Annotated in this window: 27 protein-coding genes and 1 pseudogene; 5 read left to right on the top strand and 23 right to left on the bottom strand. The window is 61.7% G+C overall.

From position 1 onward, the window contains the following. Positions 1-1,268: 1,268 nt before the first annotated feature. The 23 genes and pseudogenes from ACLEJU_RS02840 to ACLEJU_RS02730 form a co-directional block, all read right to left on the bottom strand. A pseudogene (locus tag ACLEJU_RS02840) lies at positions 1,269-2,352 on the bottom strand (phage tail protein); the annotation flags it as partial. After that, positions 2,345-2,953 (bottom strand): phage tail protein I, encoded by a 609-nt coding sequence (locus ACLEJU_RS02835; protein ID WP_435422443.1) that lies wholly within the window; start codon positions 2,951-2,953, stop codon positions 2,345-2,347. The gene ACLEJU_RS02835 and the pseudogene ACLEJU_RS02840, both read right to left, overlap by 8 nt. Then, positions 2,953-3,840 (bottom strand): baseplate assembly protein, encoded by an 888-nt coding sequence (locus tag ACLEJU_RS02830; RefSeq protein WP_435422444.1) that lies wholly within the window; start codon positions 3,838-3,840, stop codon positions 2,953-2,955. Before ACLEJU_RS02830 ends, ACLEJU_RS02835 begins: the two co-directional genes overlap by 1 nt. Further along, positions 3,837-4,163 carry a GPW/gp25 family protein gene (locus tag ACLEJU_RS02825; RefSeq protein ID WP_435422445.1) on the bottom strand — a complete coding sequence of 109 codons (327 nt, stop codon included), beginning with the start codon at positions 4,161-4,163 and terminating at the stop codon, positions 3,837-3,839. The genes ACLEJU_RS02830 and ACLEJU_RS02825 overlap by 4 nt, the downstream gene beginning before the upstream one ends. A gap of 3 nt (positions 4,164-4,166) precedes the next feature. Beyond that, positions 4,167-4,376, bottom strand: a complete 210-nt coding sequence (locus ACLEJU_RS02820) for a hypothetical protein (RefSeq protein ID WP_435422446.1) — start codon at positions 4,374-4,376, stop codon at positions 4,167-4,169. Positions 4,377-4,417: 41 nt separating this feature from the next. Then, positions 4,418-4,978, bottom strand: coding sequence for a phage baseplate assembly protein V (locus tag ACLEJU_RS02815; protein WP_435422447.1), 561 nt, complete (start codon positions 4,976-4,978; stop codon positions 4,418-4,420). Continuing rightward, complete coding sequence (locus tag ACLEJU_RS02810; protein WP_435422448.1) at positions 4,975-5,505, bottom strand: hypothetical protein; 531 nt, start codon at positions 5,503-5,505, stop codon at positions 4,975-4,977. Before ACLEJU_RS02810 ends, ACLEJU_RS02815 begins: the two co-directional genes overlap by 4 nt. Then, positions 5,498-6,160 carry a hypothetical protein gene (locus tag ACLEJU_RS02805; protein WP_435422449.1) on the bottom strand — a complete coding sequence of 221 codons (663 nt, stop codon included), beginning with the start codon at positions 6,158-6,160 and terminating at the stop codon, positions 5,498-5,500. Before ACLEJU_RS02805 ends, ACLEJU_RS02810 begins: the two co-directional genes overlap by 8 nt. Then, positions 6,157-6,471, bottom strand: coding sequence for a head-tail joining protein (locus tag ACLEJU_RS02800; RefSeq protein WP_435422450.1), 315 nt, complete (start codon positions 6,469-6,471; stop codon positions 6,157-6,159). The genes ACLEJU_RS02805 and ACLEJU_RS02800 overlap by 4 nt, the downstream gene beginning before the upstream one ends. Positions 6,472-6,473: 2 nt before the next feature. Then, the gene (locus ACLEJU_RS02795) at positions 6,474-7,469 is read right to left on the bottom strand and encodes a major capsid protein (RefSeq protein WP_435422451.1); all 996 of its coding nucleotides are present in this window, start codon (positions 7,467-7,469) and stop codon (positions 6,474-6,476) included. A 63-nt stretch (positions 7,470-7,532) separates the two neighbouring features. Further along, complete coding sequence (locus tag ACLEJU_RS02790; RefSeq protein WP_435422452.1) at positions 7,533-7,880, bottom strand: head decoration protein; 348 nt, start codon at positions 7,878-7,880, stop codon at positions 7,533-7,535. After that, on the bottom strand, positions 7,877-9,034 hold the full coding sequence (locus ACLEJU_RS02785) for a head maturation protease, ClpP-related (RefSeq protein ID WP_435422453.1): 1,158 nt from the start codon (positions 9,032-9,034) through the stop codon (positions 7,877-7,879). The genes ACLEJU_RS02790 and ACLEJU_RS02785 overlap by 4 nt, the downstream gene beginning before the upstream one ends. Further along, complete coding sequence (locus ACLEJU_RS02780; RefSeq protein ID WP_435422454.1) at positions 9,031-10,521, bottom strand: phage portal protein; 1,491 nt, start codon at positions 10,519-10,521, stop codon at positions 9,031-9,033. The genes ACLEJU_RS02785 and ACLEJU_RS02780 overlap by 4 nt, the downstream gene beginning before the upstream one ends. Continuing rightward, a complete protein-coding gene (locus tag ACLEJU_RS02775; protein ID WP_435422455.1) occupies positions 10,518-10,724 on the bottom strand; it encodes a phage head-tail joining protein in 207 nt (68 codons plus the stop codon). The genes ACLEJU_RS02780 and ACLEJU_RS02775 overlap by 4 nt, the downstream gene beginning before the upstream one ends. A gap of 1 nt (position 10,725) precedes the next feature. After that, on the bottom strand, positions 10,726-12,771 hold the full coding sequence (locus tag ACLEJU_RS02770) for a phage terminase large subunit family protein (protein ID WP_435422456.1): 2,046 nt from the start codon (positions 12,769-12,771) through the stop codon (positions 10,726-10,728). Between the two features lie 4 nt (positions 12,772-12,775). Continuing rightward, a complete protein-coding gene (locus ACLEJU_RS02765; protein ID WP_435422457.1) occupies positions 12,776-13,357 on the bottom strand; it encodes a terminase small subunit in 582 nt (193 codons plus the stop codon). A gap of 160 nt (positions 13,358-13,517) precedes the next feature. Next, complete coding sequence (locus ACLEJU_RS02760) at positions 13,518-13,865, bottom strand: phage holin family protein (protein WP_435422458.1); 348 nt, start codon at positions 13,863-13,865, stop codon at positions 13,518-13,520. A gap of 204 nt (positions 13,866-14,069) precedes the next feature. After that, positions 14,070-14,609 (bottom strand): hypothetical protein, encoded by a 540-nt coding sequence (locus ACLEJU_RS02755; protein WP_435422459.1) that lies wholly within the window; start codon positions 14,607-14,609, stop codon positions 14,070-14,072. 2 nt (positions 14,610-14,611) lie between these two features. After that, positions 14,612-14,944 carry a hypothetical protein gene (locus tag ACLEJU_RS02750; RefSeq protein ID WP_435422460.1) on the bottom strand — a complete coding sequence of 111 codons (333 nt, stop codon included), beginning with the start codon at positions 14,942-14,944 and terminating at the stop codon, positions 14,612-14,614. After that, entirely contained in the window at positions 14,941-17,712 is a 2,772-nt protein-coding gene (locus tag ACLEJU_RS02745) for a bifunctional DNA primase/polymerase (RefSeq protein WP_435422461.1), read from the bottom strand. Before ACLEJU_RS02745 ends, ACLEJU_RS02750 begins: the two co-directional genes overlap by 4 nt. Beyond that, positions 17,709-17,912 (bottom strand): TraR/DksA C4-type zinc finger protein, encoded by a 204-nt coding sequence (locus tag ACLEJU_RS02740; RefSeq protein WP_132846510.1) that lies wholly within the window; start codon positions 17,910-17,912, stop codon positions 17,709-17,711. Before ACLEJU_RS02740 ends, ACLEJU_RS02745 begins: the two co-directional genes overlap by 4 nt. Beyond that, positions 17,905-18,393 carry a phage regulatory CII family protein gene (locus ACLEJU_RS02735; protein ID WP_110631375.1) on the bottom strand — a complete coding sequence of 163 codons (489 nt, stop codon included), beginning with the start codon at positions 18,391-18,393 and terminating at the stop codon, positions 17,905-17,907. The genes ACLEJU_RS02740 and ACLEJU_RS02735 overlap by 8 nt, the downstream gene beginning before the upstream one ends. A gap of 227 nt (positions 18,394-18,620) precedes the next feature. Continuing rightward, positions 18,621-18,815 carry a helix-turn-helix domain-containing protein gene (locus tag ACLEJU_RS02730; protein WP_132846508.1) on the bottom strand — a complete coding sequence of 65 codons (195 nt, stop codon included), beginning with the start codon at positions 18,813-18,815 and terminating at the stop codon, positions 18,621-18,623. A gap of 98 nt (positions 18,816-18,913) precedes the next feature. Between ACLEJU_RS02730 and ACLEJU_RS02725 the strand changes: the two genes are divergently transcribed. The 5 genes from ACLEJU_RS02725 to ACLEJU_RS02705 all read left to right on the top strand — a co-directional run bounded on the left by ACLEJU_RS02725 (position 18,914) and on the right by ACLEJU_RS02705 (position 21,554). After that, positions 18,914-19,573 (top strand): LexA family protein, encoded by a 660-nt coding sequence (locus ACLEJU_RS02725; RefSeq protein WP_372240427.1) that lies wholly within the window; start codon positions 18,914-18,916, stop codon positions 19,571-19,573. Positions 19,574-19,828: 255 nt separating this feature from the next. Then, positions 19,829-20,338 (top strand): hypothetical protein, encoded by a 510-nt coding sequence (locus ACLEJU_RS02720; protein ID WP_435422462.1) that lies wholly within the window; start codon positions 19,829-19,831, stop codon positions 20,336-20,338. Beyond that, the gene (locus tag ACLEJU_RS02715; RefSeq protein WP_110631362.1) at positions 20,335-20,574 is read left to right on the top strand and encodes a pyocin activator PrtN family protein; all 240 of its coding nucleotides are present in this window, start codon (positions 20,335-20,337) and stop codon (positions 20,572-20,574) included. The genes ACLEJU_RS02720 and ACLEJU_RS02715 overlap by 4 nt, the downstream gene beginning before the upstream one ends. Positions 20,575-20,707: 133 nt before the next feature. Then, positions 20,708-21,184, top strand: coding sequence for a hypothetical protein (locus ACLEJU_RS02710; protein WP_440776670.1), 477 nt, complete (start codon positions 20,708-20,710; stop codon positions 21,182-21,184). A gap of 73 nt (positions 21,185-21,257) precedes the next feature. Then, positions 21,258-21,554 (top strand): hypothetical protein, encoded by a 297-nt coding sequence (locus ACLEJU_RS02705; RefSeq protein ID WP_435422464.1) that lies wholly within the window; start codon positions 21,258-21,260, stop codon positions 21,552-21,554. The last annotated feature ends 289 nt before the right edge of the window (positions 21,555-21,843 follow it).

The following is a 21,843-nucleotide window of genomic DNA, read 5'->3' as shown; positions in this document are numbered from 1 at the left end:
GAACTGCAGCAAGAAACCGTTGTTGGCATACGGCATGTTCACCGACGCCGCAGTGCTCACATAAAAGAACCCGCTGGTTGCCTGGGCATCCACGTCAGCACAGAGCGGCGCCTGAATGGTGCCAAGTCCGACCGCTGCAAGCGCCTGCAAGATCGCCGCCATTGTGGCGATCTGTGGCGTGTTGGTGCCGACTGCAGCAGTAGGCGCCTCGGGGGTACCTGTCAGCTTCGGCGAGGCTAGCGGCGCCTTCTCCGCCAGCTTGCTGATCATGCTGCCGGCAAAGTTCGGATCATTCCCCAGAGCATCAGCCAGCTCTTTCAGCGTATCCAGCGCACCAGGCGCGGCATCAACCAATGCGGACAATGCCGCCTGCACAAACGCGGTGGTCGCCAGCTGCGTGTTGTTGGTGCCTTTCGTCGCCGTCGGCGCCGTCGGCGTACCGGTCAGCGCGGGAGACGCCAAAGGCGCTTTGGCCGCCAGCTGCAGCGCGATGCTCGATGAGAGCGCATTCAACGCATCAAGGGTGGCCAGGTCGCCCCAGGCATCAAAACCGGCGTAGTCGTTGCTGTCGTCCGTGCGGATCTGCACGCGCATGCCCGAGGTCACCAGGAACTGAGTCCGCTGGCCACTCACCTCGACCTGCCAGCCAATGGCGTCATAGGCACCACCGTTATCCGGTGCACCCGTGGCCAGTTGGTTAGCGCCAAAGAAAGAGGTGCCTTTCAAGGCGTTCAAATCGCTGACATAAGCCGTCTTGCCGGAGCCGATACCAAATGCTGACAGCGCCGCTTGAACGAATGCCGTGGTGGCTATGCTGGTGTCGTTGTCGCCGACCGCCTGGGTCGGCGCCGTCGGGTTACCGGTCAGCGCCGGGGAGTTCAGCTTGGTGACCTCGTTCCAGTCAGACCAGTTATTGCTGGCAGAGGCACGCCAGAACAACCGCGCCCCAGTGCCAGCGGACAGGATGCCCCACACCTGCAGGGCTGGCCCGCCACCGAACGGGATATGGATACCGCAGCCGCTCGCCGCCACCGGGATGTTCAAGGTGGCATTGGTGGTGCGGAACAAGCCGCCCTCTACCAGGTTATTGACGTTGTCGGTCATCGGAATGATCGACGTGCCGATGCCAAATGCTGCCAGCGCCTGCAGGATCGCCGCCATCGTTGCAATCTGCGGGGTATTGGTCCCCACTGGCGCAGTTGGGGCTTCCGGCACCCCCGTCAGCTTGGCCGAAATCAGCGGCGCCTTTTTAGCCAGTTCATTGACCATGGTGGTAGCAAAATTGGCATCGTTGCCAATCGCTGCCGCCAGCTCCTTGAGCGTATCCAAGGCCCCCGGCGACGAGTCGACCAGGCCGGCAACAGCCGTTGCCACAGCAGTGGTAATTGCCGATGTCACCTCGGTTTTGGTGAAAGTTTCCCCCTTGGTGTATACGTCGGTGATGCCGTAGCCGGCCACCGTGGTGGGGTTGCTCGCCGCCACAACACGGCCGTACTTGTCGACCTGTACGCTGCGGTAAGTGCCAGCGGCCACGCCGGTGCGTCCGAAGGCCATTTCGAACGTCAGGGCAGTTACACCCAGGGAGATTGGCGCGTCTGTGACCAGTTGCCAGGCGCTGTCGCTGTTGGCCGTACCTCGCTCGACCAGGACGAGCAAACCGGGGGTCACCTTGGCGCTGCTGTTGGCATCGTCGCAGCGGGTCCAGGCCGCGCCCGACACTACCGTATAGAGGCCGTTGTCCTTGGCCGCCGTCTGGTTCTTCACCAGCACCCGCGCACCGGCCGTCAGTGCCACACCATCAATGGTCTGCAGGCCGCTCAAGGTGATATTGGCCGTGGTGGCCGCCAGCACCGAGTGCTTGAAGTCCTGACGGGCCAGTTCCTCGGTGACCCACTCGCGGGTGGCCAGCACCACGCTCGGGTCAATCTTGAGCTGCACGTTGGCGGCATTGCTGACCACCAGGCTCATGCGCAGCACCTGGGTGCGGCCCGAACCCTGCGACAGTACCGGCTTGTAGGTCGGCGCGCAGTTGGCCACCGCAACCAGGTCGCCATCGGCGTCGTACAGGCCGATTTCCCTGATCCACTTGCCGCCGATATCGGCCGGAATGACCTGCTCGGCAACGATGATCGACGCGTCGTTGTCGTCGACCTTGAGCTGATTGAGCGGCGCCCGGCGCCACTCATTGATCAGCGCCTTCTGCGCTGGGTTGGGCGTCGGGTCGGTGCCGTTGGCGTCGCCAACCGCCATCTGCGTGATCTTCCAGGCAATGCCCAGGGCATCGGCGTTGGCCTGCTTCGCGGCCCCCACGTTCGTGAGAATCGCGAAAAACTGCGAATTCTGATCAACCATGCTTGATTTCCAATGTGTCAATTGTGGTTTCACGGCCACCGCGCCCAATCACGCCAATGACCTCGATGACGCGCTGCGGCGGCGGGTACACGTCGAGAATGTCGCCCTCGCTCAGGCTCGCGCCCAGGTAGATGCGGCCCTTGGTTTCCAGGCTGATTTCCAGGCCGACCATGTGCCGGCTCACCGGCCGGGCGTCGTCCAGCAGCGCGGACAACTCGCGGTAGGTGTCATCGCTGATACCGGTGTCGGAGACTCCGACCTTAAGCGCGAAGGTGCCGGCCACGCCCACCGGGGTCATGTTCCACCACTCGACCACCTCGATCAGGTAGCCGAACGGCTCGACCACCCGGCGCAGCGCGCCGATGGTTCCCTTGTGCTTGTGGATGTAGAACGACGACTTGATCACCGAGCGCTTGACGGCCTCGGTCCAACCATCGTCCCAGCGGTCGACCGACCAGGCCCAGGCCAGCTGGTACAGCATGTGCGCCGGACAGGTGTCGGGGTTGTACAAGGTGCGCAGGGTGATCGCGGTTGACTCAGCGTCGGCGCCCTCCACCGCGCGCTCCAGCGGCGTGCTGTTGTTCGGGAGCAGGCTGGCCATCACGTACCCCGCACAACGGTGAAGCCCTCACACCAGGCCGCCTGGGCCTTGCTGGGCTTGATATCCACCCAGCCGGTCAACTCAACCCGGGAAACCCCGCTGATGTGCAACTGGGCGTCAATGCCGGACCGGGCCACCTCGATGCCCAGGCGCCGCCGGGGGTTGATCCACGCCAGCAAGCGCTCCCGGCACGACGCCAGAATGGCCTCGTTCTCCGGGCCGTTGGTGACCATGTAGACCTTGGCGTCGATCCGGTACGGCAGCACCTGGGCGCTCTGCACCGTCAGCCGATCCGCCACCGGGCGCACGTCGTCGTCGTTCAAGTAAGCCGACACCGTGTCGAGCAACTCGGCCGGAGCCGTTCCGTTACCCTCCAGCGACAGCACCGTCACGACCACCGTCGCCGGCGACGGGCTTTCGGCCGTGGCGTCCGCCACCAGGCCCGAGGCGTTGCGCGCATGCAGGATGTAGCTGTTGCGCGGGCCGGCCGTGGTCAGCCCCTCATAGACGAGCTGCACCCGCTCGCGCAGGGCGTCGTCCTCCTCGAGCACGGCCGCCACCGGCGGCACTGCGGCCAAGTCCTCGGCCTGCACCACCAGGCGCTGCAGACTGACGTTGGCGGCCAGCTGATCAAGGTCCGACCCCGTGGCATATGCCAGCAGCAGCGCCTTGGCGGCATCGTTGACCCGCCCCCGGTTGAGCAGGCGACGATAGGTGCCCAGCTCGATCAGCTTGGTGACCGGGTCACTCTCCAGCGGCGCCGACCACTCTTGGCCGCTCGCCTCCATCAGGGTCTTGAAGGTCGCGAGCTCCGCCTGATAGGTGTCTTCAAAGTCCAGCGACTCCAGCACCGCCGGCGCCGGCAGCGCGGTTAAATCCGTGGTCATGCGCTTACCTCCAGTACCGTGTTGTCGCCCAGGTACACCCCGGACAGCTCCATGGTGATCTGCCCACCCACGACCGACACCACCTTGACCCGCTCCAACTCCAAGCGGGGTTCCCAGCGGCCCAGGGCGCGGGCGACCTCGGCCTGTACCGCGCTTTTCCAGCCGTCATTCACGGGCAGGTCGACGTAGCGGCGCAGGCTGCTGCCGTACTCAGGCCGCATACGACGGGAGCCGAGCGGAGTGGTCAGGATGTCTTCGATGGACTGCCGCAGATGGGCCTGACCGGACAGCTGCTTGCCTGTACGGCGATCCATTCCGATCATGGGTTACTCCACTTGGGCGGGTCGCTCGAAGTCGCGGCGGCGGTCCATATAGGCCAGGGCCTCGTCGTCTCCGTCCTGCAGCGCCAGGTGGCCGCTGACCACCTTCAGCTCGCGGCCGCCCGGCATGAACAAGGATCGGGAGGTGTGGGTCTTGTCGCGAAAGGTCACGCCTGCCGCCACACTGGGCGCAGCAACGATTTTCTTGGTACTCATACGCCCCTCCGGGCAAGAAAAAGCCCGCTCGGGGCGGGCTGTCAGTGTTTGTGGTTGGCCGTGTTGCCGGCAGTGTCGATGATCCGCCCGCCGCCATTTATGTCGCCGGTGACCACCAGCGTACCGGTGATCCTGACGGCCCCCGTGATGTCGACGGTGCCCGACTTGGCGGTAATAGCGTTGTCGGTCACCACGACTTCGGTACCGCCGACCTTGACCGTGGCGGTGCCGCTGGGGAGCGTGATGGTGTAGCTCTTGGCCTGCCAGTCGTAGATCAGCGAGCCGCCATCATCGAATCGCCAAACCTCGACGTGGTCGCGGTTGTCCGGCTGGGTACCGGCATCCCCGTACAGCCCTGGAACGAAAGTGCCTTGGGCGGGTTCACCGCTCGGGCTGACCAGCACACCCTGCTCGCCCAGGCTCGGCGAGCGCCAATGGCGAGCCTTGCCGGCTGCGACGGCGTGCCAGCGCACCCAGGCGCTCGTCCAATCGCCACCATCGGATACCCGCACCATGGCGGCCGCCAGGTCGACCGCGACCACCCGGCAAGGAATCACCACACAGGCCAACATGCGGTCATGCTGCGCTGATACGTAGCTCATGCCATGTCCTCGGGCGCCTTGTAGTCCCCTTCGTGCTCGGCGCCGGTCTGCGGGTCGAAGCCGAACACAACCGGGCCGGGCTCCCTTGGCCACGGCCACTCTTCCTCGCCCAGGTAAATGACCTGCGTCCACTCGACTACCCATACCGCAAAGCTATCCAACTCGGGGCGGCTCCAGTCACGCTCTGCTCGCAAAAACTCAGCAAACCCGAACGGCAAACCCCAGGACTGCATGCGCAGCAGGACAGCCAACTGAGCCGCCACGAAGGCTGCTACCTGCAGGCAGTTTTCATCCTCCCCTGGAACCAGAACGCGAGCCTCGAAGCGGGCATCTACCGCCGCCTGCCCGGTACCAGGGTCCTGATCAGCACTCTCAAAGCCTGCCAGCTCAAGGACAACCGCAGGCGGCGGTACCACCTCAATACCGCTCGGCATGGTGCCAACATACTGAAGGCCAGGAATGGCCTTCATGATGTGCTGCTCCATGGCCGCATACACCTGGCTTAGAGGAATGGGATCATCATCCATTGCCCGACCTCCGAAGATACTTCTGCAGTTCAAAGTTCAACTCTTGCTCCATCACGGTCACCAGACGCTCATGAGCGCGATTGGTCCATTGTTCGAAGTGGGGTCTGACATCCTCCAGTGAGATCTTCGCCTTCGCCAGCGGGAAGCGACTGTCGTTCTCTGAGATCCAACCAGAGCGACGGCCCCCGCCCCCTGACACCTCGCTTTCTGGATAGTCATCGGCATCGAAATGCTTACTCGCGGTACGGATCCAGATATCCGGCTTGCCGCCGTACACCGTTTTGAAGAACGCGCCCTGGTATTTGCGGCCCGCCACCGACACCCCTGTCCGGTTCTGCCGCGGCCGCCCGGCTCGACTGGATTCGATGGGATTGATGCCGAACCAGAGCTTGCCCTGACCATTGCCAGACACCGGGAATGCCCTGAGTCGCTGCCTCACCGCTGCGATTGCGATGCGCTCCTGTTTGCCTACATCGCGGGCGATGTGCGTTCGAAGCCAGCGCAGCGTCTTGTTGATAGCCCGCCGCTGGGCAGCCTGAGCCGCTTTGGGGAACAGCCTGGTGAATTCGTCGAATCCATTAACGCCCTGGGGATCCAGCTGCAGCGAGATCAACCCGCTGCTGGAAGACTGCTTGTGATAGCTACCAACACTCATACCGCCTTCCTCAGAATCAGCGTTACAAGGCCATCGCCACCCGGCTCAATACCGGCGATGGTATAGGTGCCGCCACCGTCCTCTGGCGGCAGGTCGATCACAACCCGCTGCTTCACCTCGACACCTGCGTTGTCGCCCACCCGGATGACCAGGTGAGGCTCACGCAGCGCGGTTCTGATCTGGCCAAGCTTGGGCTGCAGCCAGGGCGCCGAGAACATCCCAACGACCGGACGGCCATCGATCTTCGCCGAATCCCCGAGGACATCGAACACGACGTCGTCCACGTCGTCGACCAGGTCTCGGAAAGCCATGATCAGAGAATCAGGCGGATGACAGCGCGGGGACGGGTGCAGATGTGCAGTGGGTTCGACTGCGCTTCGCCGTCGACACCTTTGCCGAAGCGCATCTCCTCAATCTTGCTGTAATACGGCAGCCCTTCGGTGTTGACGGTCTCGATGTAGTCCGCCGGGGCGTAGATCGAGAGGAACAAGTCGGACACACCCTCTGGAACCAGGCGCGCCTCGTCGTCGGGTACATACGCCTTGCCGCCCACCTTGCCGCGATACCGCTCCCAGCTGATGCCGCCGAACTCAAAGGACTCACGGCCGTCGCCCCGCAGCGCGGCGGCCTGCTGGCTGCCCTTGTAGGTTTCGACAATCGACGGGTGGGCGATCAGCTTCTTCCAGAACGTCTTGCCACAGAAGGCACGCGATCCCGTGGTGGTGACGTTGCCCAACGCCTCCTCTTGAAGGTCCAGCGCATCTACGCACTGCACCTGGACATTAGCGTTCAAATCGTTGAGGCCCATCGATTGCTTCTGTTGGGCGACGCCAAAGGTCTTGTAGATGTCCAGCAGCACCGTAGTGCCGTTGGAGTCGAGCACCTGGCCGTTGATCGCACCCATACGGTGGTACTCATGGGTGGCGTCCAGTTGGCTCCGTGCCTTGGCCAGCCGCTTGTTGACTACACCCTGCACAGCTTGCAATTCGGTCAAACTGCCGAATGCCCGGATGCCCTGGATCTCGTCCGCCTTGATCGAGAAACGCTGCGGCAGGTGGATGGTGTTGAACGGGATCAGGCTGCGCTTGCTACCACCGACCACCAGGCCGGAGGTACCGCGCTCCCCGGCAGGTACGAGGGCGAGCGTATCGCCGTCTTTTTCGAGCTGAACGGTCAGGGTTGTGACGCCTTCCTCACGGAACAGCCCGAGGGCCGCCAGACGACCTGGCACATATTCCTGCTCGTTGATGGCGGCGGTCAGGGCAGCAACGCCAAAAGCGTCATCTTGGAAAATGGCGATATCAGCCATAGGGGTACTCCAGAAAGTAAGAACCCCGCTCAGGGCGGGGTTTGGTTAGAAGGTTTGAGAGGGTCAGCGTACGATGATGAAGTGCGCTGCCAAGGCCTTTTCAGCATCAAGGTCGAGGCCAGTCAGCAAGGCCTCCGTGACCTCCGCCAAGCGCACTACGGCGCGGCCTCGGCGAACAGTTTCAGATTCCCCGAGGGAGGCGAAGAGGATGCACACGGCAGTTTCACTGCCATCCTCTGCAGTTGGGTTGTACGGGACGAATTCACCGCTGGCGGTATGCAGACCGAGTATCTGGCCAGCAACCAGGGCCGAGCCCGCGGCAACGTTGATGGCTTCGCGGGAGATCTTGCCCGGCCCTTCGGAAAGCAAGAACTCACCTGGATGGACTGGCTCATGCTGGATAATGCTCATGGTCGTGCTCCTTTGTTGGCGGCCTGCCGGCGGGCAGCCCAGATATTGGAAGGGTTGGGCAGCTGCGCCTTGACCCGCTCCGGGTCGTCGTCGGCCGGGGGCAGGCTGTTGTCGATCTCGATGCCTTTCCCAGTACCGACCACCTTCTCGAACAGCCTTGCACGGACGGCGTCGGGTTCCAGGCCAGCCTTCACAAACTCAGCTGTCAACTCTGGCAAACGTGCCGCAATGCACAGGCTGTGCACGTCAGTTGCCCGCTTCAACGCAGCCTCCACTTCGGTCTGACTGGTCAGTTTGGTAGAGGCGATCAGCGGCGCCACCAGGTTGCTGATTCCCGACTTGGCGCAGGCCTGGGTGATCATCAAGGCAAGCGCTGTGGCATCGGCTGGTTTTGCCGCAGGCGGCTCAAGTGGAGCTGCGGGATCATCTGCTGGTGGTTCAGCATCGGGCTCCAGCTGATCCAGCAGCGCTTGCGGGGTGTTCTTATAGCGCGCCATCGTGTTGCCCTGACCTAAGCAGGCCCGCACCTGGAGGCCATTGCCAACCTCATCAGCCAAGCCCAGCTTGAGCGCCTCTTGGGCAGTCAACCAGGTTTCATCGTTGACCATACGGCGCAGCTCGGCTTCATCAATGCCCGGCGCCTTGGCCTTGTAGGCAGCGATGATCACCTCGAAGGCCGTGTCCAAAACATCGGCCACACGCCGCAGCTCCTCGGCGTCACCGCCGGCCCAGGTGTAGGGGTTATGGATCATCAGGATTGCATTCGACGCCATCACGACCCGGTGGGCGCCGCACACCGCTACGCTGCCTGCGCTGGCGGCCAAGGCATCGACACGACCGGTGCAACGCTCACCCAGACGGTTCAGCGCGTTGTGAATGGCAAGCCCTTCGAACAGGTCGCCGCCATTGGTGTTGAACGCCACCACTACCGGCGATACGCCGTCGTCTACCGCCTTGAGATCCTGAATAAACTGGTTGGCCGAGATACCCCAGCCACCAATCTCCCCATAGACGTAGACCTCGATGGGGGCTGGCTCGGCCTCGTCAGCGCCTTCCGCCTTAACGGCAGCAGTAATTTTGTACCAGTGCTGGTCATCGACTGTCGGCACCGCCGGTACCTTGTTGAAGATGCGGATCGGCATCGGCTGTTTCATATCTTCCCCTTCTCGCCGGGCTCATCGGGATCATCCTCGATGGCAGGCAGGCTGCTGTAGTTGAGGCCCAAGGCCTTGGCCCGGGCAATGTCGGCGGCATTCTCTTCGTCAACCACCTCGGAGTCGGTACCGTTGCGAAGGCACACCTCGCTGCGAGACGCGAAGCCTGCGGCGATTTCCATGCTGCGCGACTGAACGTCTTGAACCGGGTGGATGTACGCCCACCCCTGTGGCACCCAGCGGGTGCGCTGGTACTCGCGACGGCGCTGCGAATAGTCCGGCAGATCCAAAGCACCAGAGAGCACGGCCATGTCCAGCCAGGCCTTGCGCACTGGTCGACACAGCTGATGGACGTAGACCTGGAACTGCAGCTGCTCCAGTCGACGCCGGAACTCGTTCAGCACCACGCGGATCGCCCGGTCATTTACTCCCTGCATGTCACCCGTCATCAGCTCATAGGGCAGCCCCGAGCCTGCCGCTGCAGCCATCAGTTGCTGCCGCATGAAGTCGGGGTAGTTGTTGCCGGCGTCCGGCGGATCCGAGAACTCGACCTGCTCACCAGGGAGCAGCTCCTGCATCGTGCCGGGCTCCAGTCCCACCATGGGGGTGAAGCCATCCCGGTCGAGCCTGACCGGCGCACCGGTGAGAGGATCCAGTTGCGGAGGGCCATCGGGAGCAGGCTTGCGCACAAAGCCAGCGAAAAGGTTGGCCACCTCTTGCCTGAACAAAACCGCATCATCGAAGTTGTCCAGGCTGCGCAAGCGCTTCAAGACGGGTGCCAAGCGCGGAACGCCGCGCAACTGCCCAGGCTCCAAGGGCTCGAAGACGTGCAGCATCTGCTCTGCAGGGATTCGCACCAACTGGTTGTAGCCAACGTTGAGCGAAGACTTGTCGCTGGGATGGTTGCGGTAGCACCAGTACGCCACGCGACGGCCCATGCCGTTGAACTCGATTCCCGCCCGGATCACGTTGCCGAACCGGGTCAGCTCGAACTTGTCATGGGGGACGAACTCCGGTGCCAAACACTGCAACTGCAGCGGTACCGCGTAGCCATCTTCCAGCCGGCGCGGCCTCAGCCGGATGAAGCATTCACCCGACTGCTCAACGGTGCGCGCCACCAGGGCCTGTAGCCCGTAAAAGTCCGTGAGCTGATCGGCGTCGGCCTCATCTACCCAGTCCTCCCACAGTTCCTGCATCGCCTTGCGCAACGCCTTGTCGAGCAATCGCGGGTGCGGGGTGATGCCAGTGCCGATCAGGTTGCTGACGCGCTTGTCGATGACATTCGCGGCATAGGGGTCATTGCGCACCGCACTGCGGGAGCGGGAGCGCAAGTTTCGCAAGGCCGGCATGATCAGGCTGTTGGCACCGGTGTCCGGCGCATCCCAACCGGATGAGCGCCGCCCCTCAGCAGCGCCTTCGTAGCTGGCCTTGATCCGTTCGGGCACCAAAATTCCCGAGCGACCCAGGGTTAGGTAGCGGCCGCTCACAGCCCCTTGCCCCCATGGTAGATGCGGGTCACCCGCGAACGTGGCCCAGCGGCTGCCACCAGTTCAGTGCGGATCAGATCGCGAGCCTTGATCAGCTCATCCACCGTCCGGTACTCGACAGTGCGGTCTGAGTAGCGAACGATCTTTTCACCGCGCGCAATCGCCCGCTCGACAGCGTCGAGGTGTGCTTTTGTGTAGGCCATGTTAGCGTCTCTTCAGATAGCCGCTGCTGGAGCTGCGGCGTTGCGTGGGTTGGGATGCGGATCGTTGAACCGACGGCGGCGGCGTTGGCGGATCGTTACGTGTGACCGGGATTGGCGCAGGTTGCGGCGAGGCGCCCTCTTCATCCTGGTCATCGGTGTGGGGCTCACTGGCCAGGGGCCGGGCTGGCTCCGTTTCACTCTGCTCAAACAGGTTGGCCTGCGCGAGCGCCTGCCGAAGCCTGTCCCAGTCCTGTTCGCCATAGCGGTGCAGTCCGAGGAAGTTGGCCATGGCCAGGTTGTACACCATCAGGTCGAGTGCTTCGTTGCGCTCGGCCTTGCCCTTGACCCATTCAATCCGCTTGTAGCCCTTCACGTAGCGAGCGACCTTTCGCTCGGCCACGCACTGCTGGAAGAACTCGTCGGGCAGGTCCTTGGCGAAGTGCAGCGCCCCAGGCCCTTTGTCGAAGCTGTAGCGGTTGTAGATCCAGTCCTTTGCCGTGTCGGTACCGACGATCCACAGCTCCGCACCATTGCGTTCCGTTTGACCCTTCCAAGTGACATCCACCTGCGACGGACGCTGGGCGATCACGGGTCGTCCCGGCTTGCTCGCGCCCTTAAGGGCGAATATGTTGCGCCAGCGGCGGACACGGGAGAACTGGTAGACCTCGTGCGTGTGGTGACCGCCGGAGTCGATACCGGTCGCCAGAATCCCGAGGCTCACGCCACAGGGATGTCGATACCGGACTTTCAGCCGCTCGTCCAACACTGACCAGGTACGCTCATCGGCCGGATCGCCGGGGATCACCTGATGATCAACCACCCAGCGCTCCATGCCGGTGCCCCAGGCCATCACCATCAGCTCCAGGCGGTTAGCCTGGACGTCCACGGAGGCCGTCAAGGCAAGCGCTCCAACAGGCAAGGTGCCGAGCACGTAGTCCTCTTGCAGCGCACGAGCCTGCAGCACCTCGGCTTTGGTCTGCTCGAGCGCACTGTCCCAGACTTCTGCCAAGCGGGTGTTGTAGAACACCTGCATGGCTTCCAGGTCACCGCGGTCCTGAGAGCGCTTGGCCTCTTCGAACTCACGTGCCAAGGTCGCCCAGGAATGCCAACCCAGCGGGGCGTAGAGCGCGTTGAGGTGGAAGCTCACTGTTTCCCCGTCACCCTGAGCATGGGCGCGCCACTCGCCTTTGGCCAACATCTCGGACTTGTGGTGTTCCTCGATCAGCACGTCACACTCAGCGCCCTCGCACTGGTAGTGCACCCTGCTGAAGTCTGGCGAGTACAGCAGGCGCTCCCACTTTAGGACTTGCATGTGCCCACAGGTCGGGCATGGCACGTAGTAGTGCCGCTGATCCCCCATCATGAACAGGTCATCGATACGTGAAGCCCCCTTGATGAGCGGGGAGCTGGAGAAATAGAACTTGGCGTTGCGGCCGAAGGTACTGCCACGCGCCTCAGCCAGCTTGATGCCATCGCCCTCTTGGTCGACGTCGACATCCCATCGGTCGACCTCATCGCCGTAGATATACCGAGCCGACAGCTCTGACAGGTTGGCAGCCGAGCCCGCTGTGGTGGCGTAGAGCGTGCCACCTTCGAACTCTTTGGTGTCCATGGTGTTGCGGGCATCCCTGGACCGGTTAGCCGCCACGCGTGCCTTGAGTTCGGGCGTTGCATCGATCGTCTTGCCAATCCGCGATGACACTCGCTTGGCCAGGCCCAGGCTGGGCAGCAGCGTCAGGATGTTGGATGGGGCCATGTGGATCAGCGCGCCGATCCAGTTCAGGGCGATCTGCGTCTTCATCAACTGCGAGGCCACCTTGGTCACCACCCGCTTGCACGGGTGCGCAGGTGACAGGCAGCGCATGGGTTCACGGGCATACGGTGTACGGGCGGTGCGGTACTTGCCAGGTTCGGCGGCGCCGGTATCACGCGGGATCCGCATGTACTCGTCCGCCCATTCATCAACCCACAACTCGGGGTCAGGCGTCAGGCCTCGGCAATACGCTTCGCGGTACACCTCGGCACCGTCTGCGTATCCGGTGGGCATAGGCTCAGCTCTGTGTAATGGCTTGGTTGAGGTCGGCGTCGCTCATCTTGGTGACCTCGGTGAAAACGCGGCGGAAGGTGCTGGCGAGGTGCTTCTCGATATCCCACGGGTCACTCATCCCCGCCAGCTCAGCTGCGAGCTGCGGAGCGAGCCCGAAGAACTGGTCGCGGAGCATACGGCCCGCTGAATACGCCGCATCCTCCACCGCTTTGCGCTCGACCAATGTGCCTTGGACCTTGTTGAACTCGGCCTCAGCCAACTGGGCGAGGTAGAACTCGCGATGAGCCTTGGCCTTCTGGAAGTTGTGAGCCCCGCCGGGCGCCAGATCCGGCTGAAGCACCGCCGATGGGCCGGGGCCGGGCTGGAGCTGGCTTCGAACATCTCGCTCGACTCGACCTTCCTCATGCCGCGCAGCGACAGCCGCCTTGCTTGGATCGGCGGATTCAGCCAGCAGCAGCTCCGTGGCTCCGACGTCGACCTTGCCCTCGTCGGTCAGCACCAAGCGTTCCTGCTTAGCCAGTTTGGAAACGTAGGATTTCGACCATCCATGCCGGGCGGCGAACTCCGATTTCGTCAGGTATGTCATGTCGAAAGGTCCAGTTCACCCAATGAATTCAGGGGGTTAACCAGTTCACAGCAGTTCACTAAGCTGGTGAACCTCCCGCTAACAAAGAACCGCGGGTTCCCGGTCCCGTACCCCGCCCATATCGCCAGGGTCCCCGGGCCTGCCGGGGCTGCCGGTCGGGTCACTGCCCCGGCTCGCCGGCCTGGGGCGGCACCTGCTCGATGCCCAGCCGCTTGGCGGCCCAGCGCTCATAGAGGTTGATCGCCACATCGGCGCCGGCCATCGCGGTCAGGCATCCGACAGCAGCTGCAGACCAGACCGAAACACCAAGGGCGTACAGCAGCATGTTGGTGGAAAGCCCGCAGGTGACGCAGGCACCAGACCGCAATGCCAACCGGCGAACCAGCCCCCACCCCCGAGCACCTGCTTTATCGGCCCGCCACATCTCTCCCGACACACCGCCGACCAGGGACAGCACAATCACCATCCAGATTGGCAGCTCGGCTAACGCTTGTTGCTCGCTGTTCATGTAAGCCTCATTGGCAAAGCACGGCGCCGGAAAAAGAAAACCCCGCCGGTTGGCAGGGTTCTCGATGCACCGACAGGTCGGGGCGGGTTGCACAGCACAGTGCTTGTTGGGTCAGCGCCTAAGCGCACTTTTCACATCGTGGGGACTTTTTACAGGTCACCGGAAAAACCGAAAAGGGGCTGTTTTCGGTTATCCGCTTCGACGCTACTTCGGCGCACCTTCGGCGCACGCTCGGCGCATAGTCACCCGACGAACGGTTTGCTGCCGGACGCGACCAGCGCGGGCAGAAAGGATGGCAAACACCTGCAGATGCAGGGCTTTTATCCAGTTGCGGTAGGTACGATCTGCATCTTCCGCCAACCCAACCGCCCTCATTTGCTCCCGAATGGTGAAGCCCAGGACGTAACGCATCTCTCCCAGCTTGGCCAGCGTTTCCCCGCGTTTGTCCCGCCGCCCCAGCTGGATGACAGCAGCATCCACTTCTGCCGCTGAGTGATCCATGCCAGCGCCGGCAACCAGAATGCGATGACCCGACACGCCACCGCGAGGCGCAGCCCCCTTCCATTCCATGATTGTCCCCATCTGGCTACCCAGACTCGCCTTAAGCCCAACCAGGCGACGCTGTTCTCCCCAGTGATGCATCAGTTCGCCCACCAGGCGCAGGCGCTCGGCAGGATCAATAAGCTCTGCCATATCGATCTGGTGCTGCGTGACCCGCAGTAGGAGACCCACTTCTTGATCCATGCTCATCGCCATTCCCCCCAAACCTGCACCCAACACACATTTCCAAGACCCGACACAAACCCAACACAAATAAAACCCAATGAAATCAGTTGATTAGATGAAAGTGTGTTGAGTGTGTTGGGTTTGTTGGGTTTATTGGTTCTCGCATAGAGTTTTTTTTCTTCGTTGATGGCAGTGCAAAAAATTACGCGCACGCGCGCGTGCGTGGACAAACCCAACACACCCAACACACCACCCGCGCAAGCCAATGGATTCGGGCAATCCGACTGTGTTGGGTAGACTAATGCAACCCGACACAAACCCAACACACCCAACACACAAATAGAGGTAGTCATGCCGCAAGCACCCTCTTCACGTGGTCCCAGCCATCAACGTTCCAGCCAGCCAATTTCGCCCTGGCACGCCACTCCACGACGTTCTTGCCCAGCTCGGCCGACTTCATGGATGGGGGCAGGGAAGGATCACCATCGTCAGGAAAGAAGAACGCGGCGAATCGCCGGTTATTGCCATCGGTCCAGGGGATGGCGCGGGTCTTCTCAACCTTCGCGCTGAGCATCAGCGAGAACTTCGTCTGGCTCATCACGCCTTCCCGGTTGTGCGAGCACCACTCGGCAAACATGGCGTACACATCGCTGGTCAGCGCGCAGCCCCACAGGCCGTGCCCCAACTCACCGGCACGCCAGAGATAGAAGAAAGTCTGCCAAGCAGTGCGGCTCAATTCGACCAGGCGCTGACGAGCCTCGGTCTTGGGTGGTCGCGTGCGCTGGTTGAACTCTCCCAGCTCGACATCAAGCAGCCAGCCGTACAAGGCAGCCACTCCACCATTTGCCAATTCCCGGCTGATAGCCTTCTGGCGCTCCGGCGGTAATGTCTCAAGGGGCCACATCACCAGCATCCGCCGGTCGTCTTCGCTGATCGGCCACGGCATGATCTCGTTGCTGAGGAACGCCGAGTTCATATGGTTGGCCTCTTCCCAACCGTTGATGAACTTCGACTCCATGCGCACCGTCTTGCCAGTGATCATGTGTTTGATCTTGCCTACCTGGTTGTAACGCTGGTCGCGGCTGACAACCTCTTCAAACACTGCCCACAGCTTGCGGCTCTGCCAGGCGTTGAAACTGCCTTCCAACTGCGTCTGCCCGACGGTCGCACCATACTGGCCATACAGCTCGCCCATAACGTCCGCGAACATGAGGCTTTTGCCTGAGCCCTCCATGGTGGAGTGGAACAGGATTGCCGTGTCCATCTTCGCGCCCATGTGCTGCAACGGGTAAGCCAGCCACTTGACGAGCCATTCCAGCGCCTCCTCGTCGTGGTTGCACAGGAATGAAATCAGCCAACGCAAATTCTCGCAGGCCGCGTCATCACGCACGGGCTCGAGCGGCAAACCCTCGAAAGTGTTGATATAGATGGCCGGATCTTTGGTCATGGTCGGATCGAACACGATGTGATCCACGTCGACAACACGTCGATCCTGGCTGTTCAGCCACCACTTGTATTCGTCACCCAAGGCCATCTTGACCGCGCCTTCAGGGATACGGCGCTTCTTCTCCCGATCCCAGACATCCTTGGTGCCGTCGATGTAGACGTACCGCTCAATGGGGTCCAGCTTCAGGGCGCCGCCCTTCTTAGCCGCCAACCTTTTAACCTGCTCCAGCTCTTTCACTTGGTCGAGCGACATCAGCTTTTTGTCTGTCCGCTCCATCCACTGCTTGGCGAGCGGCTTGCCAACCAGCGCCTCGAACCCGGCGCGCTTCATCGACTGGCCTTTGTCGAGATCCCACACGTTAGTGGAGCCCTCAACCAGGGCGAATCGACGCATGGCGCTCTTCAGCACCAGACCATCCGCCCCCTCCCCCCCGGAGGCCGAGGAGGCGGCCGAACTGGGCGCTTCAACGTCCGATGGGGCGTGGGGAAGATGCTCGTCATCGCTGCCGACGACTGGAGTCTGCGCGGCCTGCTCGACCACCGATGGGGTACGGGGAAGCTCACCCAATGGAGGCGGAGCAGGTGGGCGGGACTTCGCGTCAATACCGAGGATCTGAGCAGCAGCCCTGGTCGCAGCCTTCTGGTCGCCGTCGTGCATCAGAATGCAGAACACATCGAAGGCATCGTTCTTGTGTCCATTCGCAAGCGGATCAGAGGTGTGATGCGAGTAAAGCTTGCCATCCTTGATCGTCACACCGGGCAGCCCTGAGCTGCTGTGTGGGCTCAACCACTTTCCGTCCATGCGCTTGTATCCGTGCGCTTCAATCATCATGGCAATGTCATGGACGCGATTGAACTCTGGGATGACCTCGGGGAGCCGATCACCAGATCGAGCTGCAGCTGGCAACGACTTGGCCAAGGGACGAGCCACGGGGGCAGGCATTACCGCCTTCGGCTTCCAAGGGCAAACAGCCTCCCCTTTCGGCTTGAACTCATCCCAATCCTGCCAGATGGCCAACAAGTCGGCCGGCAACTCTGGCAAACCGTCTGCATTCGGCGCGGTACGCCACGTGTAGGGTTTACGAGTGCCTGGGTGAATGGATGGTGGCAGGACGTCCTGCACCAGGCCGCCCCGCAGCTCGAAAACCGTCACTTTCTTGAAGGGCTCAGCAGCCATGCGGAAAGCCGCTTCTCGGCCGGCGTCGCCCTCGTCCATGGCAGCCTTCACTTGCAACATGAGCCCTTTGTAGATGGTGCCATCAGGGTCGTTCTTGTTTGGCCAAACCAGGGCGTGGCGACTCAGTTCCACGCCCTCAGGGACGCGGAACATCACGCGGACTCGTTCGGGGTTGCCCACAGAGGTCGGATACGCGTCAGCGAGTGCGTCAACATCGAGCCCAAGCGTCTGCTGCAGTACCTGCCGGGTCAGCTCAACATCATCAACGTCCAGCGAACAGACACGACTCGGCCCGAGCACAACACCGAGGTTGTGATTCGGGCTCGCAGTCCAAAACGCTTCAGCCTTTGAGGCGTCCGTGAAATAGCCACCTGGCTTGTTCCAGCCGGTATCCTTCGGCCCCTTCTCACCTGGTTCAATCGGAACCAAGGCGAGATCGAAGGCTTCAATGTACCGCCGCGCCCAATCAGCTGTGGTAGAGGTTGGGCGCTCGCTCATCTGCGGCGCTCCCGCAGTTCCTGGCAGCTGATGCAAGTTTCGCACCCCGCCACCAGTTGCTGTCGCACCTCCGGGATTGGTTCATCGCAGTCTTCGCAGAACTGCGCGCTCGGCTTAGTCGCTGGGCGAACGCGGCGCTGAAGCGCCACCTGTAGGTGGTAGTCGGCCTGGTCATTGGCCACATCGATCACATCAGCCATGAGCTTCGTCCTCCATGGCCTGACGAGCACCCGCCATGATGGCCAACACCTGGCGGATCACATCCATGCCGCGCTGCTCAAGGTCGAGCACTTCGGCAGCCGTCCACACGTTGTCAGCGGCGCCGTCGTGCAAGGTACCGACAAACTCGCTGGACTCCTCAAGCAGCTTCGCTACCGCCTGCAGCGCTTCATTGGTTGCTGGGACTGGCTCCGGCCGGTACCAGACGGCACCTGCAGGGCGCACGAGCGCATCAAGCAGCCGTGGATCAGCGGTCCAGCGGACGATCTCTTCTATCTCGTCCGGGCTGGGCCAGCGCCGCTCTTCGGTGGGGTGAAGTTTCTTCTGCAGGGCATCCACATCCATGACCATATCGAAGGCCAGCTTCGTGATGCCGCCGTGATAGTCGCGACCAGCGCGATAGAGCGCCTGCCGCAATGCGAGGACCGGACCGGCGTCCGGCAATAGATCAACGCGACTCATAACCGTAAATCCTCGGTTTACGGTGTAGTCACAGGGCTTTCAACGTCCTATCCTGTGAATACGACCGGTGTGTTGTGCTTTGCGTGCTGTGCGGGCATTTCACGCGGTTCTAGTCATCCGGCGATTCTTGTGGTGAGAGGCAACCGGATGGCGGGTACAACGGCGCTTTTGCGCCGCGCTCGCTGAGCTGAGGGATCTTGTGGTGAGAGGCCTCAGCTCAGCAGTCCTTACTTTTGCTGCTTTTCAGCAACCTTTTTTTGCTCTTCATAGAACAGCTCAATAGCCTTACCCACCTCATAGCGGACGGCTGCGCCTTTTGTGGCTCGATAGATAGTTGGCTGCGTAACGCCAACCCGATCTGCGATCGCACGTTGCGAAAACCCCAGATCAATCAGCTTTTGAAGCATCTCTTGAATGGTCATTGCACCCACCGATGCGTTATCGAATTGGAATGATAATACCCAAACGAATTAAACAGAGCAATACAATTCCGATACGTAAACGAATCAGAGCAAAGGCCGTGATAGGAAAGCGCGTAGCACAGCGAATGCATGAACTGGAGTGGTCCGAAGGGGAATTAGGAAGACGCTCAGGGGTACCGCAGCCGACTATCCACCGTATCCTCACCGGGACTTCGGCAAGCCCACGCCAGGCAAACGTAGAAAAGCTGGCGAAAGCCCTGGGTGTGACCAGCGAGTGGCTTTGGAAAGGCGGAGAAGCGCCTGACATCGTGACCGGCCCGAACTCCAACATCGAACCAGGTCCACGTATTCGCGGATTCGTCCCGCTGATTTCTTGGGTGCAGGCGGGAACGTGGTGTGAAATGCAAGATGTGCTCGAACTGCAGGACGTAGAAAACTGGCTACCTTGCGCGGTATCACACAGCAGCGCGACCTTTGCGCTGAGGGTGCGAGGCCTATCGATGTACAACCCCCATGAGAGGCGCTCATTCCTTGATGGCGACATCATTTTTGTCGATCCGAACAAGGACTACGAGAACGGATCGCTGGTTATTGCCAAGCTTGCCGACAGCAAGGAAGCGACCTTTAAACAACTGGTTCTAGAGGGGTCGCGGAGGTTTTTGAAGCCGCTGAACCCATCTTGGCCTGATCCGATTATCGAGCTACCCGAAGATGCATCGATCTGCGGAGTCGTGGTCTCCAAGCTGGAAATCTTCTAACCACACCGCTCATACGATCAATACTAATAGGTATTGACCGTCTAAATTCGTTTGAGTATTGTCTGGACCTCCATCCTCTCACCACCGAGGTCCAGAAATGCCAACTGCACAGCCAAACAGTGGGTGTAAGGTCTACCTGCACCCAACCACCTGCAACCGCCCCTCCACCGTCGAAGCCTTTCAACGCTCTACCGGGCTTCGCTTGGTCGTCTCCCCTGCCGGTCATGTCCGCGCCATCCCCAATGGGGGTGAGGCATGAACGAATTCACCATCAATCTGCGTCGAGTGATGCTTCTGGAAGGGACGTTGGAGCACGGCGGCAGCGCCACCTGCCCGCTGCGACGCCCTGAAACCATCGTTGATGCTCACATCCAGGTGGAGAACGACGACCGCGATCATCACCTGCAGGTCCGCTTCGGTCCGTTCACGGGTTCGATCACGCTGCGCCGCGGCGACTCGACCAAGTACATGTCCCTGCGCGACTTTCTGCAGGACGTGGCCAATGGCCGGACTGAGTCAGGACAACAGATCCAGCGCGCTATCGCCCTGATGGAAGCGCTGGACTGTGTGAGCCAGGTATTACCAGACGGCTTGCATGCCTACATCACTCCCACAACCGACGAGCACCGCCCCTTCGGCACCGTTGTGACCAATGATCAGGGAGAGGTCTACGCGACTGCATACGGCAGCTGCAAGACCGCGCTGGCCGAAGAAGTGCGCACCAAGCTCGGCCAAATCCCCGTGGGGCGTGGGGAGCACCCATGACCGATACGCTTGGGCAGCTACGCAAGCAGTGGACAACTCCCTGCCCGACATTGACTGCGGTGCGTGAGCACTACTTCCCCCACATCAAGACAGACCGCCGGTTCAGGGAGTTGATCAACGCCGGAAAGATTGGGCTGAAGCCTACAAAGCTGCACCACTCAGCCCGAGCGCAGTACGTGATTTACCTGCACGACCTCGCCGACTACCTCGACACCCAAGCGAAGCAGACGGCATAGCAGAGGCGGCCCCGGCCATCAGGGGCATCGCATCAAGCACCAGGCCATCACCACAACACCGGCCGGTGCTGGGCACTATGGAGCACAGCACATGCAACCACATCAGTATGCACTCGCCGCCGGTATTGGCTGGATGATCACCCTGATCATCCTTCCTTTCCTGATCGCCAAAGCACGTCGCCTTGCTTATGCCCGAGGCTTCGAGGCCGGTAAAACCTTCCACGACCAGACCTTGAGCCTGCAGCTCAAGGAAGCCAAGCAGGCCCTCGACGATCTACGCGCAGAGCTGCTGCGCACTCAGCAAACCGGCAACGTGGAGCTTGCCGCACGCCAAGCAAGCATCACCGCACTCAAGGCAAGCATCAGGGAGCTTGAGGCTCGAATCATGTCGTATACGGGCCTCGCGGTGACCAAGGTGGACTACGAGAAGCTGATCAGCGCTTCGTCCACGATGCGCCTGGCTCAGCGCACATTCAAAGCCTTGAGGACCGAAGCCGAGGAAAAGCGAGCAGGTGCCCAGGCTGACGTCATTGACGACTTGGCCAAGCGGATCCACGCCCAACTGCGCAGCACCCCCGCCAACGGCAGCAACACGGGAGCTGCAGCATGACGACTCAGCCCCTCCGCAGTTTGATCGCCGCCAACGCGAAAGACCTGATCGACCTGTACCAGCAGGAGGCCGCATGAGCACGAACCGCCATGATTGGTACATGAGCGAGGGCGACGACGGCGGCCTGTATCACTGCAGGAAGTGCAGGCGCACCCACGAAGGTACTGTCCCTGAAGCCCAAGGCTGCCCAGTGTCCAACGCCGAACACAATGGCGTCGCTTGGCTCGGCCAGGCCGGGCTGTATCGCTCTCGGTTTGACGCCGCGTGCAATTGCGAGCAGTCCGTCACGCCGGTATCCGCCGACGAACTTTTCGAGGTTGCCAGCAAGCAGGTGCTCAGCCAGCGCAACGAGGGCTGCCAACGTGCCTAACGCGACACGCACCTGGCAGCTGATCAGCCTTGCACTCGCTGTAGCACTGACCGCCACCCTGGTCGAGCTGCATCGCGGCAGCACCGCCTACCACCCTGCGACAGGAACGCTGCCGACAGTTGGCAGCGCCGCAAACTTTGAGCACCTGGCCCTGAGCCCAAACGCTCGCCGAGTCCATGAGAGGTATTCGCTGTGATCGACACATCGACCTACACCCCAACCACCCGGATGCGCAAGGGTATGCAGCCCATGCTTCGCCCCGCCATGTCGTTCATCTGTGACATATGCG

Source organism: Pseudomonas sp. SMN11 (genome assembly GCF_052041945.1).
In the GTDB taxonomy this organism is placed as follows: domain Bacteria; phylum Pseudomonadota; class Gammaproteobacteria; order Pseudomonadales; family Pseudomonadaceae; genus Aquipseudomonas.
This window is presented reverse-complemented; position numbering and strand designations above follow the sequence as displayed.